This is a genomic window from Brevibacterium sp. CBA3109, assembly GCF_040256645.1.
GTDB lineage: Bacteria > Actinomycetota > Actinomycetes > Actinomycetales > Brevibacteriaceae > Brevibacterium > Brevibacterium koreense.
This window is the reverse complement of sequence record NZ_CP158281.1, coordinates 2,180,205-2,195,494: the sequence shown is the minus strand read 5'-3', so window position 1 is coordinate 2,195,494 and position 15,290 is coordinate 2,180,205. Positions and strand designations below refer to the sequence as shown.

Annotated in this window: 10 protein-coding genes and 3 rRNA genes; 11 read left to right on the top strand and 2 right to left on the bottom strand. The window is 59.5% G+C overall.

The features are described from left to right. Positions 1–27 precede the first annotated feature (27 nt). From argF to argH, 3 genes are all read left to right on the top strand, one after another. Entirely contained in the window at positions 28–948 is a 921-nt protein-coding gene (gene argF / locus AAFP32_RS10115) for an ornithine carbamoyltransferase (protein ID WP_350269027.1), read from the top strand. Further along, a complete protein-coding gene (locus tag AAFP32_RS10110; RefSeq protein WP_350269026.1) occupies positions 948–1,481 on the top strand; it encodes an arginine repressor in 534 nt (177 codons plus the stop codon). Before argF ends, AAFP32_RS10110 begins: the two co-directional genes overlap by 1 nt. 124 nt (positions 1,482–1,605) lie before the next feature. Beyond that, positions 1,606–3,027, top strand: a complete 1,422-nt coding sequence (argH, locus tag AAFP32_RS10105) for an argininosuccinate lyase (RefSeq protein WP_350269025.1) — start codon at positions 1,606–1,608, stop codon at positions 3,025–3,027. A 9-nt stretch (positions 3,028–3,036) separates the two neighbouring features. Here the strand turns inward: argH and AAFP32_RS10100 are convergent, their stop codons facing one another. Then, positions 3,037–3,531, bottom strand: coding sequence for a hypothetical protein (locus AAFP32_RS10100; RefSeq protein ID WP_350269024.1), 495 nt, complete (start codon positions 3,529–3,531; stop codon positions 3,037–3,039). Next, the gene (locus tag AAFP32_RS10095) at positions 3,515–4,018 is read right to left on the bottom strand and encodes a hypothetical protein (RefSeq protein ID WP_350269023.1); all 504 of its coding nucleotides are present in this window, start codon (positions 4,016–4,018) and stop codon (positions 3,515–3,517) included. Before AAFP32_RS10095 ends, AAFP32_RS10100 begins: the two co-directional genes overlap by 17 nt. A gap of 263 nt (positions 4,019–4,281) precedes the next feature. On the opposite strand from AAFP32_RS10095, the gene AAFP32_RS10090 reads away from it, so the two are divergent. The 8 genes from AAFP32_RS10090 (at position 4,282) to AAFP32_RS10055 (ending at position 15,162) form a co-directional block, all read left to right on the top strand. Continuing rightward, positions 4,282–4,506 (top strand): hypothetical protein, encoded by a 225-nt coding sequence (locus tag AAFP32_RS10090; protein ID WP_350269022.1) that lies wholly within the window; start codon positions 4,282–4,284, stop codon positions 4,504–4,506. 42 nt (positions 4,507–4,548) lie between these two features. Then, positions 4,549–5,070, top strand: coding sequence for a hypothetical protein (locus tag AAFP32_RS10085; RefSeq protein WP_350269021.1), 522 nt, complete (start codon positions 4,549–4,551; stop codon positions 5,068–5,070). Positions 5,071–5,286: 216 nt separating this feature from the next. Next, positions 5,287–6,573: a tyrosine--tRNA ligase gene (gene tyrS, locus AAFP32_RS10080; RefSeq protein WP_350269020.1), complete on the top strand. Its 1,287-nt coding sequence runs from the start codon at positions 5,287–5,289 to the stop codon at positions 6,571–6,573. Positions 6,574–6,670: 97 nt separating this feature from the next. Continuing rightward, positions 6,671–7,072, top strand: coding sequence for a YccF domain-containing protein (locus AAFP32_RS10075; RefSeq protein WP_350269019.1), 402 nt, complete (start codon positions 6,671–6,673; stop codon positions 7,070–7,072). Between the two features lie 539 nt (positions 7,073–7,611). Then, positions 7,612–9,145 (top strand): 16S ribosomal RNA (locus AAFP32_RS10070). A gap of 440 nt (positions 9,146–9,585) precedes the next feature. After that, positions 9,586–12,704: ribosomal RNA gene (locus AAFP32_RS10065) — 23S ribosomal RNA — on the top strand. 168 nt (positions 12,705–12,872) lie between these two features. After that, positions 12,873–12,991 (top strand): 5S ribosomal RNA (gene rrf, locus AAFP32_RS10060). Together the 16S, 23S and 5S rRNA genes form the textbook arrangement of a ribosomal RNA operon. A 371-nt stretch (positions 12,992–13,362) precedes the next feature. Then, positions 13,363–15,162 carry a BCCT family transporter gene (locus tag AAFP32_RS10055; RefSeq protein ID WP_350269018.1) on the top strand — a complete coding sequence of 600 codons (1,800 nt, stop codon included), beginning with the start codon at positions 13,363–13,365 and terminating at the stop codon, positions 15,160–15,162. Positions 15,163–15,290 lie beyond the last annotated feature (128 nt).

The following is a 15,290-nucleotide window of genomic DNA, read 5'->3' as shown; positions in this document are numbered from 1 at the left end:
TCGCCATACCGATCTCAAGGACGAACCATGACACGGCATTTCCTCAAGGACACGGACCTCACCCCGGCCGAGCAGGCCGAGGTCCTCGACCTCGCCATCGAACTCAAGGCGGCACCGTACTCGCGCACCCCGCTGGCCGGACCCCAGACCGCGGCCGTGATCTTCGACAAGACCTCGACCCGCACCAGGGTCTCCTTCGCTGCGGGCATCGCAGCACTCGGCGGCCAGCCGCTCATCATCAACCCCGGTGAGTCGCAGCTCGGACACAAGGAGTCGATCGCCGACACCGCCCAGGTGATGTCACGCATGGTCTCGGCCATCGTCTGGCGCACCTACGCGCAGTCCGGTCTCGACGAGATGGCCGAGTACTCCAGCGTCCCGGTCGTCAATTCGCTCTCCGACGACTTCCACCCCTGCCAGATCCTGGCCGACCTGCTCACGATCCGCGAACACCGCGGCGACGTGGCCGGTCAGACCATGACCTACTACGGCGACGGCGCGAACAACATGGCGAACTCGTACGTGCTCGGCGGGGTCAACGCCGGCATGCATGTGCGCATCGCAGCACCGGCCGACTACCAGCCGGCCGCGGAGATCATCGACGAGGCGAACGAACTCGCCGGTGTCACCGGCGGATCCGTCACGGTCACTGACGACCCGGTCGCCGCCGCCCAGGGCGCCGATGTCCTCGTCACGGACACCTGGGTGTCCATGGGCCAGGACGCGGACGGCCGCGACGACGAGTCGTCACCGTTCGTGAAGTTCCAGGTCACGCAGGAACTCATGGACTTGGGCAATGACCCGATCTTCCTCCACTGCCTGCCCGCATACCGGGGCAAAGAGGTCACGGCCGAGGTCATCGACGGCCCCGCCTCGGTGGTCTTCGACGAAGCAGAGAATCGTCTGCACGCGCAGAAGGCACTGCTGGCATTCCTCCTGGAGCGATGATGACCGAGAAGACCACGTCACCGGCGAACTCTGCCCCCCTGACGAAGACCGCGCGGCAGCAGAAGATCATCGATCTCATCACCCGCACATCCGTGCATTCCCAGATCGACCTGGCCGAGAACCTCGCCACGATGGGCATCACCGTCACCCAGGCAACGCTGTCCCGCGACCTCGCCGAGGTGGGGGCCGTGAAAATCCGATCTACCTCCGGATCCGTCTACGCCGTCCCCGGTGAGGGAGGCGACCGCAGCCTGCAGCAGTCCACGGGCGACAGCCTCGACGCGAAACTGCCCCGGCTGCTCGAAGAACTCCTGGTATCGGCGGCAGCGCAGGACAACACCGTCGTCCTGCGCACCCCACCCGGGGCGGCCCAATACCTGGCCTCGGCGATCGACCGCTCCTCGATGACCGGAATCTTTGGCACAATCGCAGGAGACGACACTGTTCTGGTCATCGCCATGTCCTCCGTCGGGGGACAGGCGCTGGCCGAGACATTCCTGGAATATGCGGCTGGAAACGCCGTCGAGACCTGATACACCTGAGAACTGATACACCCAAACCTGATCAACCCAGACCCGGCCGACCGGGAACTGGAGCACCGAACCGATGGATTCAAACCGTCAGTGTGAGAGCGCCGACGGTGGGGAAGGACCTTTTGTGAGCGAACGACTGAGCCTATGGGGCGGACGATTCTCGGACGGCCCGGCCGATGCCCTGGCCGCGCTGAGCAAGTCGACGGACTTCGACTGGCGCCTGGCCCACTATGACATCGCCGGTTCGAAGGCCCACGCGAAGGTGCTGCACAGGTCCGGTCTGCTGAACGATGATGAACTTCAGGGCATGACCGAGGCACTCGACGAGCTTGGCCGCCGCGTCGAAACCGGCGAATACGTCGCCGCCGAATCCGACGAGGACGTCCACTCCTCACTCGAACGCGGACTCATCGAGATCGCCGGAGTCGACCTGGGCGGAAAACTGCGTGCCGGCCGGTCCCGCAATGACCAGATCGCGACCCTGGGACGCATGTACCTGCGCGATCATGCTCGCGACATCGCCAGCCTGGTCCTCGATGCCGTCGAGGTTCTCATCGCCCAGGCCGAGGCCCACCCCGAGGCACCGATGCCCGGCCGCACCCACCTCCAGCACGCTCAGCCCGTGCTCCTGGCCCACCACCTGCTGGCCCATGCCTGGCCGCTGCTGCGTGATGTCGGAAGGTTCGTTGACTTCGATGAGCGTGCCGGCATCTCCGCCTACGGTTCCGGTGCCCTGGCCGGATCCTCGCTGGGCCTCGACCCACAGGCAGTGGCCGCCGATCTTGGCTTCAACGACTCGGCAGAGAACTCGATCGACGGCACCGCAGGCCGCGACGTCTTCGCCGAATACCTGTTCATCACCACCATGATCGGCATCAACCTCTCACGCCTGTCCGAAGAGGTCATCGCCTGGGCGACCAAGGAATTCTCCTTCGTCACCCTCCACGATGCGTACTCGACCGGGTCCTCGATCATGCCGCAGAAGAAGAACCCCGACGTCGCCGAACTGGCCCGCGGCAAGTCCGGCCGCCTCATCGGTGACCTCACCGGACTGCTCTCGACCCTCAAGGCCCTGCCACTGGCCTACAACCGTGACCTGCAGGAGGACAAGGAACCGGTCTTCGACGCCACCGACACCCTCGAACTCCTGCTCCCGGCCTTCACCGGCATGGTCGCGACCCTGAAATTCGACACCGAACGTATGGCCTACCTGGCCCCGCGCGGTTTCGCCCTGGCCACGGACATCGCCGAATGGCTGGTCCGCAACGGTGTGCCATTCCGGGTGGCGCACGAACTCTCCGGAGAATGCGTGCAGCTGGCCGAATCGCGCGACGTCGAATTGTGGGACCTCTCCGATGAGGACTTCGCGGGGATCTCGGAACATCTCACCCCAGCCGTGCGTGAGGTGCTCACGACTCTGGGCTCGATCGATTCCCGCAACGCCAAGGGTGGGACGGCCCGGTCGGCCGTCGAGGCGCAGATCGCCAACGCGAAGGCCGAGGTCGTTCGCCTGCGTGAGTTCGCGGGGTCTGCTCGCAGCGTGTGAGACCAGCAGCTACGACTGCTGGGTCTTATTGTCCAAATTCACGGTCTCATCCCGATCGGGTGGGTCGACGATCGAGCGTGCGCGTCTGGAGACGGCGGGGACGATGAGAACTGTCAGCACGAGCAGCCCGGCCGGGATGACCGTATCGGCGAGGGCTTGACGCGGGACGGGCAGCGTGCACGGTCGTCCATCGACGATGAGATCGCGGGTCCATGCTGGCTTGTTCACTTCGGCGCCGTCGACGATGCACCTCAGAGAGGAGTTGATGGTCGGGTACCGGTCAGCGCCGATGTGGAATTCGACAAAATCGTCGACACCAGGCTGTTCGACTTCGACCGCCACGAACTGGGTGATCTTACCGTGCAGTTCGAACGGGATCAGGCTGCGCTGCCAGGCCACGACGATGCCGAGAACGATGAAGAGCACACAGAGCAGGAGGTGGATGAGCAGCGCAGCGCTCGGCCGTCTGCCGGCTGCCCCAGTGTGATCAGAAGAGGCTGACAAACTTCGCCCCCATCGCGATCATGACCAGCCCCAGGACAACGAGACCCGATGCCCTGGCCAGGACTCGGCCTACACTGCCGGGTACAGCGGGAGCGAGGGTCCAGATCAGACCGACGAACGCCGCTCCCAGCGACTGATGGACGATATCGAGCAGATCCGCGCTCGGATCGCCGAACAAGAGATACTCGACGCCGATGCCTGCGCCGATGGCTGTGAGCGTGGCGAGAACGACAGGCAGATCGGCAGTCTTCGGTTCGAGGGAACGCCGGACGCGGAGCACCGCAGCTGCAGAAGTGAACACAGCAAGGAGGATCAGCCCGCCGCCGGCACCGGCGACGAAATGCGCCGCATAGTCGTACCGTGCCGATATGACGAAATACCCGGATGCGCCTAGCAGCGCCAGGCAGCAGAGGGCGAAGACGCGCAGAGGCACGAGGACGAACACGGTTCGCCGAAGACCCTCCCGGCGGACTCCGATGATGCTCATGCGCACTGCCTCTCATGTGAACGACGCTTCGACGTGTCGCCCAGTGATCGTGCCGACGGACGCACGGTGACGGCAGGGCAACGAGGCCAGCGAGCATCTTACGATCGTTGAACAGCGGCACCGCGCGGACTGCAGTGCCTTGATTGGAAGTCTATTCCTCGCAGTCATCGGGGCACGTCATCCCGGACGAGGATTGCGGTAATCCGCAATTCTGCGGCGGCTGCTCTGTGCCGCCGTGTCTGTTCCACCGGCGAGGATCGGTCGTGGCGGCAGTCGTGCACAGGCTCTCCAACGCGGCCGTCAGCTTCTTCGACAGTCGTGCTCCCCCCAGCGTCGTCGGCCTCGTCCTCCGTCTCAAAGTCAGCGAGACACCTGCGTTCCAACCCCTCGAAGACGAGAACGAGGAGAGGAAGGTTCCGCTGCTGACGGTGTTCAAGCGATACGAGCGTCAGGGTTTCGGCGCACTCTTCGCCACGATGACGATCTAGGGCCCCCAGAGTCTGACGACGGTTTGGGGCGTTTCAATTGCAGTGGCGGCCGGAGAGGACGAATCCGATTGCCTCAATTGGAAAGCCGTCGCAGCGTTGACGCCGCTGATCGTCACATTCGTCGTTGCCCGCCTCAGTGACAGGTTCGGACGCAAGCGCACGCTCATCAGTGCTCATTCCATCGCCGCAGTTCTTGCGCTGCCATTGGTGCTGCCCATCGTCAGCGGTGACATCAACCACTACGCACTCGCGATCCTCCTCGGCAACGGTATCGTCCAGGGAATGTGCTTCGGGCCGATCGCGGCCGCCCGCGGTGCAGGACTCTCGCCGATGATCGCCTCGGCGCTCATCACGATCCCCGGCACCGGCCCTGACCTCATCGGCGGAGTCTGGTCGCTGGTGGCCCCCGGCGGAATCGTGGCAGTGGCCGGGGGACGCCCTTTCGATGAGACCTCCGCGGAACCGATGCTCGACAACAGCGACCTGGTTCTGCAGTTCGATGAACCGCACGAGGCATCGGAGAGCGAACTCACTGTGCCGGTGACACAGATAGTCGAGAGCTGACGTCGCCTAGTGCGTGAGCGTGGCAACCCAGTGCTTGAGCGTGGCAGGCACCGGCGGGGCGTGCCCCTCCGCCATGGGGGTCGCCCCCGCCGCTGCCATGTCCGGCCTCCTGAGCCGACCGCTGAGCAGGCAGGTCCGTGACCATGATCGGCGACCCCGTAGAATTGACCCCGTCGGTGCCGCACCGACGCACCACACAGATTCGAAAGGACCGAAGTGACCGACATCTTCAGTGAACTCAAGGCCCGTGGCCTCGTGGCGGTTTCGACCGACGAGGCTGCCCTGCAGAAGGCTCTGAACGAGGATTCGCTGACCTATTATGTTGGTTTCGATCCCACCGCCCCGAGCCTGCACATGGGCAACCTGGTCCAGCTCATCACAGCCGCTCGACTGCAGAAGGCCGGGCACAATCCACTGGCCCTGGTCGGCGGCGCGACCGGCCTCATCGGCGATCCCCGGATGTCGGGGGAGCGGACGCTCAACCCGCAGGAAGTCGTCGAAGAGTGGGTGGAGAAGATCCGGGCACAGGTCGAGAAGTTCCTCGACTTCTCCGGCCGGCATGCCGCGCAGATCGTCAACAACTATGAGTGGACATCCGAGATGTCGGCGATCGACTTCCTTCGCGACGTCGGCAAGCACTTCCCGATCAACCGGATGCTGGCCAAGGAATCCGTGTCTGCCAGGCTCAACAGCGAGGCCGGGATCTCGTTCACGGAATTCTCCTACCAGGTGCTGCAGGGCAACGACTACCTCGAGCTCCACCGTCGGTACGGCTGCTCCCTGCAGACCGGTGGATCCGATCAGTGGGGCAACCTGACCTCCGGCGTCGATCTCATCCGCCGCGTCGAATCGCATAGTGTCCACGCCTTGGCGACACCGCTGATCACCAAGGCAGACGGAACCAAATTCGGCAAGACCGAATCGGGCACAGTGTGGTTGGACCCGAGCCTGACCAGCCCGTACGCGTTCAGCCAGTTCTGGCTCAACGCCGATGATCGCGACGTCGTGAAGTACCTCAAGGTGTTCTCATTCAGGCCACTGGAGGAGATCGAAGCGATCGAGGCCGAGTTCACCGCGGCACCACATACCCGCCTGGCGCAGAAGGTGCTGGCCGAGGATGTGACGACGCTGGTTCACGGCAAGGAGCACTACGAGCAGGCGATCGCAGCAGCCGCAGCGCTCTTCGGCGGGGGAGAGCTGGCCAGCCTCGACGCCGGCACACTGAAAGCGGCGACGGCCGAACTGCCACGCGGCGACGTCAGCACCACCGAACTGGCAGAGGGGCTGCCGGTCGCCGATGCCTTCGTGGCAGCGGGCATCGTGAAATCCAAGGGCGAGGCTCGTCGTGCCATCAAGGACGGCGGTGCCTACGTCAACAACGTCAAGGTCACCGAGCAGGACCAGACCCTGACCCCCGCCGAGGTGCTTCCCACCGAAGGCGCAGGAGTCATCCTCCTGCGTCGGGGCAAGAAGACCCTGGGAGCCGTTGACATCGTCAGCTGAGCATCATGCATTCCACCGACACCGTGTCCTTGAGCAGTTCGAGGGCACGGTGTTGTCGTATCCACGCAAGTCACCACGTCGAAACGAGGCCATCACAATGAGAACACTGCTCAACATCATCTGGTTCATCTTCAGCGGGCTGTGGCTGGCACTTGGCTACTATCTCGCCGGCATCATCTGCTGCCTCCTCATCGTCACCATCCCGTGGGGGATCGCAGCATTTCGGATCGGCAACTACGCCCTCTGGCCCTTCGGCCGCGAAGTCATCGAAACGAAACCAACCGGTGTCGCAGCGACTCTGGGCAACATCATCTGGCTTGTGGTCGCAGGAGTCTGGCTGGCTATCGGACACGTGGTGACATCGATTCCGCTGTTCGCCTCGATCATTGGAATCCCCCTGGGATGGGCCAACATCAAGCTCATCCCCGTCTCCCTCATGCCACTGGGCAAGGAGATCGTCGACAGCGACTCCCTGATGCCCGGATATCGCGGAGCCTGATCGTCTGTGGACCATCCGGCGGGGCACGTACAGTCGACGAACCCCGCCAATCCGGGCAACAAGACGGCCACATAACCCCTGGTGATGGGCGTCACGCCCGGTTTTCCGATTTCGAGTTGCGTGGCAGTCCTGGCCTGGTCTAGAGTTGTATCTCGTTGCCCCGCAGAAAACGAGTTCTTCTCGAACAGTTTTCACCGGGTGTGACCAGCACAAACACAGTTTGGTTGGGTCACACGAGGAAGCGGGTAGCAGCAACATAATTGAAACTGACACCCCTGGTGAACACGGCCATTTATGGTTTGTGGTGACGGGTGAGTGTGTGTGGTTTGAGAATCCAATAGCGTATTTGTTTGAACAGATAGTGATGCCAGAAACATTTTTTCTGGTAAGACAATCACATGTCCAGACACCAGTGTTCGTTCCCCTCGCCGGGAATGGGCACTTTGTTGTGTGTGGGTATGAAATTTTTAGGTCAACTGCGATCACCCCGTGATCGTTGCTTGACTGTCTTGCCGGGGTTATAAACGCAACATAATTTTTTTATGGAGAGTTTGATCCTGGCTCAGGACGAACGCTGGCTGCGTGCTTAACACATGCAAGTCGAACGCTGAAGCCCCAGCTTGCTGGGGTGGATGAGTGGCGAACGGGTGAGTAACACGTGAGTAACCTGCCCCCGACTTCGGGATAAGCCCGGGAAACTGGGTCTAATACCGAATATGACTCCGACTCGCATGAGTTGGAGTGGAAAGTTTTTTCGGTTGGGGATGGGCTCGCGGCCTATCAGTTTGTTGGTGAGGTAATGGCTCACCAAGACGACGACGGGTAGCCGGCCTGAGAGGGCGACCGGCCACACTGGGACTGAGACACGGCCCAGACTCCTACGGGAGGCAGCAGTGGGGAATATTGCACAATGGGGGAAACCCTGATGCAGCGACGCAGCGTGCGGGATGACGGCCTTCGGGTTGTAAACCGCTTTCAGCAGGGAAGAAGCCACCTTCGGGTGGTGACGGTACCTGCAGAAGAAGTACCGGCTAACTACGTGCCAGCAGCCGCGGTAATACGTAGGGTACAAGCGTTGTCCGGAATTATTGGGCGTAAAGAGCTCGTAGGTGGTTGGTCACGTCTGCTGTGGAAACGCAACGCTTAACGTTGCGCGTGCAGTGGGTACGGGCTGACTAGAGTGCAGTAGGGGAGTCTGGAATTCCTGGTGTAGCGGTGAAATGCGCAGATATCAGGAGGAACACCGGTGGCGAAGGCGGGACTCTGGGCTGTAACTGACACTGAGGAGCGAAAGCATGGGGAGCGAACAGGATTAGATACCCTGGTAGTCCATGCCGTAAACGTTGGGCACTAGGTGTGGGGGACATTCCACGTTCTCCGCGCCGTAGCTAACGCATTAAGTGCCCCGCCTGGGGAGTACGGTCGCAAGGCTAAAACTCAAAGGAATTGACGGGGGCCCGCACAAGCGGCGGAGCATGCGGATTAATTCGATGCAACGCGAAGAACCTTACCAAGGCTTGACATACACCAGACCGGCCTGGAAACAGGTTTTCCTCTTTGAGGTTGGTGTACAGGTGGTGCATGGTTGTCGTCAGCTCGTGTCGTGAGATGTTGGGTTAAGTCCCGCAACGAGCGCAACCCTCGTTCTATGTTGCCAGCACGTAATGGTGGGAACTCATAGGAGACTGCCGGGGTCAACTCGGAGGAAGGTGGGGATGACGTCAAATCATCATGCCCTTTATGTCTTGGGCTTCACGCATGCTACAATGGCTGGTACAGAGAGATGCGAGACCGCGAGGTTTTAGCGAATCCCTTAAAGCCAGTCTCAGTTCGGATCGTAGTCTGCAATTCGACTACGTGAAGTCGGAGTCGCTAGTAATCGCAGATCAGCAACGCTGCGGTGAATACGTTCCCGGGCCTTGTACACACCGCCCGTCAAGTCACGAAAGTCGGTAACACCCGAAGCCGGTGGCCCAACCCTTGTGGAGGGGGCCGTCTAAGGTGGGACTGGCAATTGGGACTAAGTCGTAACAAGGTAGCCGTACCGGAAGGTGCGGCTGGATCACCTCCTTTCTAAGGAGCACACATAAGAACCCCGACAACAGACACCGATTGTGTGTCTGGTTGGGCAGCTCAAGGGTGGAACATTGCTATTTTCGCTCATCCGACCTGCGTGGTCACGGTATGTTCCGTGTTCGCGGGGGTTGTGTGGTGGGCTAGAACAAGTACGTTATTGGGTCCTGGAATCACAGGCCCCACAACGATGCGCACTCTTTTGAGGGTGTGGTGGTTGTGGTGTGGTGGTTTCAATCTAACGGACCGACCCAGGTCATGGTCATACTGCTGTAGCAGTGTGGGTGTGGGTGGTGTTTGGTAGTGGTTTGAGAATCGTATAGTGGACGCGAGCATCAACAACACACTTGTGTGTGTTGTTTATGTAATGTGATTTTTCTTGTGAAATCCGAAAGTGTTTTTTTCGCGCACACAATTATCGACTGACTTCATTGTGGTTGGTATGAGTGTGTAAGAGCGCATGGTGGATGCCTTGGCATCAGGAGCCGATGAAGGACGTGGAAATCTGCGATAAGCCTCGGGGAGCCGATAAACGGGCTGTGATCCGAGGGTGTCCGAATGGGGAAACCCCGCCACATGAGAGTGTGGTGACCCGCATCTGAATATATAGGGTGTGTGGGGGGAACGCGGGGAAGTGAAACATCTCAGTACCCGTAGGAAGAGAAAATAAAATATGATTCCGGGAGTAGTGGCGAGCGAAACTGGAAGAGCCTAAACCTTGTCAGTGTCAAACGTGCTGGTGTTGCTGGCTTGGTGTTGTGGGGTATGCGTGTTCGGTCCAGCATGACCGGAACGTTGATGTGTGCTGCGTGTAGTCGAAGCTGGTGGGAAACAGTACCGGAGTGGGTGAGAGTCCCGTAGACGAAACATGTGGCCCCAACGTTGTGCATATACCCGAGTAGCACGGTACTCGTGGAATGTCGTGTGAATCTGCCAGGACCACCTGGTAAGGCTAAATACTTCCTGATGACCGATAGCGGATAGTACCGTGAGGGAATGGTGAAAAGTACCCCGGGAGGGGAGTGAAATAGTACCTGAAACCATGTGCTTACAATCCGTCAGAGCCTCCTTGTTGGGGTGATGGCGTGCCTTTTGAAGAATGAGCCTGCGAGTTAGCGGTGCGTGGCGAGGTTAACCCGTTGTGGGGTAGTCGTAGCGAAAGCGAGTCCGAATAGGGCGTTTCAGTCGCGTGTCCTAGACCCGAAGCGGAGTGATCTAGCCATGGGCAGGGTGAAGCGTGTGTAAGAGCGCGTGGAGGCCCGCACCCACTTCAGTTGAAAATGGAGGGGATGACCTGTGGTTAGGGGTGAAAGGCCAATCAAACTCTGTGATAGCTGGTTCTCCCCGAAATGCATTTAGGTGCAGCGTTGCGTGGTTCTTGCCGGAGGTAGAGCTACTGGATGGCTGATGGGCCCCACCGGGTTACTGACGTCAACTAAACTCCGAATGCCGGTAAGGTTCAGCGTGGCAGTGAGACAGTGGGGGATAAGCTTCATTGTCGAGAGGGAAACAGCCCAGACCATCAACTAAGGCCCCTAAGCGTGTGCTAAGTGGGAAAGGATGTTCAGTTGCGAAGACAACCAGGAGGTTGGCTTAGAAGCAGCCATCCTTAAAAGAGTGCGTAATAGCTCACTGGTCAAGTGATTGAGCGCCGATAATGTAGCGGGGCTAAGTACACCGCCGAAGTTGTGGCAGCATCCCAATAAGCCGTAATGGTGGGGTGTTGGGTAGGGGAGCGTCGTGCTGGCAGTGAAGTCGCCGTGTGAACGAGTGGTGGAGCCGGTACGAGTGAGAATGCAGGCATGAGTAGCGAAAGACGGGTGAGAAACCCGTCCACCGGATGACCAAGGGTTCCAGGGCTAGGCTAATCCGCCCTGGGTAAGTCGGGACCTAAGGCGAGGCCGACAGGCGTAGTCGATGGACAACCAGTTGATATTCTGGTACCGACGCATAACCGTCAATACCAAAACACGTGATACTAACCATGTCACATGCCCGTGATGTCTTCGGATGTCTGGTTGGTGTGTGGTGTGGGACCTGAGTGTGGAGTCGGTAAGCGCGAGGTGTGACGCAGGAAGGTAGCCAGGCCACGCGATGGTAGTCGTGGTCTAAGGTCGTAGCACGTGGGGGTAGGTAAATCCGTCCCCACATTGAGTGTGAGAGCTGATGGGCGCCCCATTTTGGTGGGGTGATCTGGTGATCCTATGCTGCCGAGAAAAGCATCGGCGTGAGGTTGTGTGTTGCCCGTACCCTATAACCGACACAGGTGGTCAGGTAGAGAATACTAAGGTGATCGAGAGAATCGTGGTTAAGGAACTCGGCAAAATGCCCCCGTAACTTCGGGAGAAGGGGGACCATCCCGGTGAAGCCAACTTGCTTGGTGATGTGCTGGTGGTGGTCGCAGAGGCCAGAGAGAAGCGACTGTTTATTAAAAACACAGGTCCGTGCGAAGATGTAAGTCGATGTATACGGACTGACGCCTGCCCGGTGCTGGAAGGTTAAGAGGACTCGTTAACCCCTTGAGGGGGGTGAAGCGGAGAATTTAAGCCCCAGTAAACGGCGGTGGTAACTATAACCATCCTAAGGTAGCGAAATTCCTTGTCGGGTAAGTTCCGACCTGCACGAATGGCGTAACGACTTCTCTGCTGTCTCAACCACGAACTCGGCGAAATTGCATTACGAGTAAAGATGCTCGTTACGCGCAGCAGGACGGAAAGACCCCGAGACCTTCACTATAGTTTGGTATTGGGATTCGGTGTGGTTTGTGTAGGATAGGTGGGAGACTGTGAGACCTTCACGCTAGTGGGGGTGGAGTCGTCAAGTGAAATACCACTCTGACTATACTGGATTTCTTAACTTCGGACCCTGATCGGGTTCAGGGACAGTGCCTGATGGGTAGTTTAACTGGGGCGGTTGCCTCCTAAAGAGTAACGGAGGCGCCCAAAGGTTCCCTCAGCCTGGTTGGCAATCAGGTGTCGAGTGTAAGTGCACAAGGGAGCTTGACTGTGAGACGGACGTGTCGAGCAGGAGCGAAAGCTGGGACTAGTGACCCGGCCATGGCTTGTGGAAGCGTGGTCGCTCAACGGATAAAAGGTACCTCGGGGATAACAGGCTGATCTTGCCCAAGAGTCCATATCGACGGCATGGTTTGGCACCTCGATGTCGGCTCGTCGCATCCTGGGGCTGTAGTCGGTCCCAAGGGTTGGGCTGTTCGCCCATTAAAGCGGTACGCGAGCTGGGTTTAGAACGTCGTGAGACAGTTCGGTCCCTATCCGCTGCGTGCGTAGGAAATTTGTGGAGGCCTGTCCTTAGTACGAGAGGACCGGGACGGACGAACCTCTGGTGTGCCAGTTGTACCGCCAGGTGCATGGCTGGTTGGCTACGTTCGGGAAGGATAACCGCTGAAAGCATCTAAGCGGGAAGCCTGCTTCGAGATGAGATTTCCAACCCCACTTGTTGGGGGTGAGGTGTCCTATAGATTATGGGTTTGATAGGCCGGGTATGGAAGCATCGTGAGGTGTGGAGTTGACTGGTACTAATACGCCGATCACTCATACAATCCTTTATTGTGGTTGGTGTGTGTGAGTAACATGTGTAGGGTTTCACGAGACGTTCTTTGTGATGAGTCACGTTATGTGTGGTGTTCGCGTTCGCTGTACGGTTCTTGGACCGCTACTGACTCTTTGAGGACTGTGTGTTCTTGGGGTGGTAGTTGGTTTGTTGGTTTTGCGGTGGTGATAGTGGTGGGGAAACGCCCGGTTAACCGTTCCGATCCCGGTAGCTAAGCCCATTCGCGCTGATGGTACTGCAACTTGGTGGTTGTGGGAGAGTAAGTGACTGCCGCAATATTCTTTGGGAGGGGGAGTGCTCGCTGATTTGGTTCAGCGAACACTCCCCCTCCTTCTTTATTTATGGGGGGGGGGGGGGGGGGGGGGGGGTCCGTCGTTTGACGGACCCCCATTTTTATGCTCTTTTGCGCCGGTGCGCACTCCCGATGTCACGTGCCAAAGACAGCCCAGACGACCCAGCCTGGGCTCATGAATTTGGTTCACAGATCCATGCACGGAGCGCTTGGAGTGAAGTAGGGTAGTGCGAAGTTTCTTCGAGGCACCCGCATCCTTCGGCTGCATCGATATACAGCTGTAACAGGTCGGTTTGTAGTCTGTGCAGGTCCCATCGGTAATGTGGACCGCACACAGCATAGGAAGGCAACGCACATGCTCAATCGCTTGCACGATAGCCTCAGGCTTCGAACGAATCCTGCGATCTTCTTCTCATCGGCCGCAGTCATCATTCTGTTTGTCCTTGGAACCATCTTCTTCACCGATGCCCTCGACGCAGGAGTCTCGGTTGCGTCGGATTGGCTGCTAAGAAACCTGGGATGGTTCTACATCCTCGGTGTCACAGTCTTCCTGGTGTTCCTCATCTACATCGCAGCGTCGCGATACGGGCGGGCGAAGCTTGGTCCCGACAACGAAGCACCCGAGCACTCCAACGGCGCCTGGTTCGCCATGCTCTTCGCCGCTGGCATCGGATCCATCCTCATGTTCTGGGGCGTCGCAGAACCGGTCAGCCACTTCGGTGACCCTCCCCGGGCGTCCCTTGGAATCGAACCGGGCAGCGTCGAAGCCGCGGTGGATGCCATGAACTTCACCTATTACCACTTCACGCTGCACACCTGGACGATCTTCACCCTGCCGGCGCTGTGCTTCGCCTACTTCATCCACAAACGCAATCTCCCGCCGCGCGTCAGCTCGATCTTCCAACCCATCCTGGGTGAACGCATCCACGGACCGATCGGTAAGACCATCGACGTCGTGGCGATCATCGGCACTGTCTTCGGAGTCGCCGTATCCATCGGGCTCGGAACACTCCAGATCAACGGTGGTCTGGCCCAGGTTCTCGGAATTCCGGAGAACGCGCTGTGGCAGCTCATCATCATCGGCGTCGTCTGCGGACTGGCAACGATCTCTGTGTCGCTGGGCCTGGACAAGGGCATCAAGGTGTTGTCCAACATCAACATCGTCGTGGCCATTCTGCTTCTGATCTTCATCATCGTCCTCGGCCCGACCCTGTTCATGGCGCGAGGCATCTTCGAGTCGCTTGGCACCTATATCCAGTCCCTGCCCGAACTGGCCCTGTGGAACGACACCTTCGCAGACACAGGTTGGCAGAGCAGCTGGACCGTGTTCTATTGGGCATGGACCATCACCTGGTCACCGTTCGTCGGCATCTTCATTGCACGGATCTCCCGTGGCCGGACGATTCGCCAGTTCGTCATCGGCGTCCTGGCCATCCCGTCAGCGTTCTCCGTGATCTGGTTCGGCGTGTTCGGCTATGCGTCCTTCGACATTGAGATGAACAAGGGTGGAGGTCTCGTCGACCGTGTCGTCGGAGACGGTGACATCCCCGGAGCCCTGTTCGCATTCCTTGAGCACTATCCGCTGTCGGGAGTGGTGTCGATCATCGCCATCATCATCGTGGTCATCTTCTTCGTCACCTCGGTGGATTCCGCGGCACTCGTCGTCGACACGATGAACAACGGTCATGAAGACTTCAACCCGCTGCCTCAGCGCATCTTCTGGGCGCTGGCCGTTGCCGTCGTCACCGCCGCGCTGCTGGTCTTCTCCGGATCCGGGGGCCTCGAAGCACTCCAGTCCACGATCATCCTCGTGGGTCTGCCCTTCTTCGTCATCGCCTACTTCCAGATCTACGCCCTGATGCGAGCTCTGCGCGAAGACGCCGGTGACCTTCCCCGGGTCCGCATGCGCAGATGGAAGAAGGTTCTGCCACCCGAGGAAGTCGAACGCAGAGAGGGCGACGACGAGTTCGGTCACGAGTATGACGATGAGGTCGAAGTCGTCACAGCTCCCGAACCAGTCGAACCGGCGCCAACATTCCGCGATCCCTATGCCGACCCGGCCAAGGGCAAAGGCAAGGGCAAACGGCCCTCAACCCTGGCCTCCCGCACCGGCAGCGCAGAAAAGTCCAGCAGCGAGGGAACAGGTCAGGAGTGAGGGAACAGGTCAGGAGTGAGCAGCTCTCGGGTTCACACCCGCTGAACGACCTGGACTCACGACCATGACCGGTTCCTTAGACGACAACGGGGCTGAACCGATACTTGAATCGGTTCAGCCCCGTTGTC

What these genes read in the sequence shown, in the direction of transcription:
- argF (WP_350269027.1), top strand. Translation starts at nt 28, where the DNA reads ATGACACGGCATTTCCTCAAGGACACGGACCTCACCCCGGCCGAGCAG.
- AAFP32_RS10110 (WP_350269026.1), top strand. Translation starts at nt 948, where the DNA reads ATGACCGAGAAGACCACGTCACCGGCGAACTCTGCCCCCCTGACGAAG.
- AAFP32_RS10095 (WP_350269023.1), bottom strand. Translation starts at nt 4,018, where the DNA reads ATGAGCATCATCGGAGTCCGCCGGGAGGGTCTTCGGCGAACCGTGTTC.
- AAFP32_RS10075 (WP_350269019.1), top strand. Translation starts at nt 6,671, where the DNA reads ATGAGAACACTGCTCAACATCATCTGGTTCATCTTCAGCGGGCTGTGG.
- AAFP32_RS10055 (WP_350269018.1), top strand. Translation starts at nt 13,363, where the DNA reads ATGCTCAATCGCTTGCACGATAGCCTCAGGCTTCGAACGAATCCTGCG.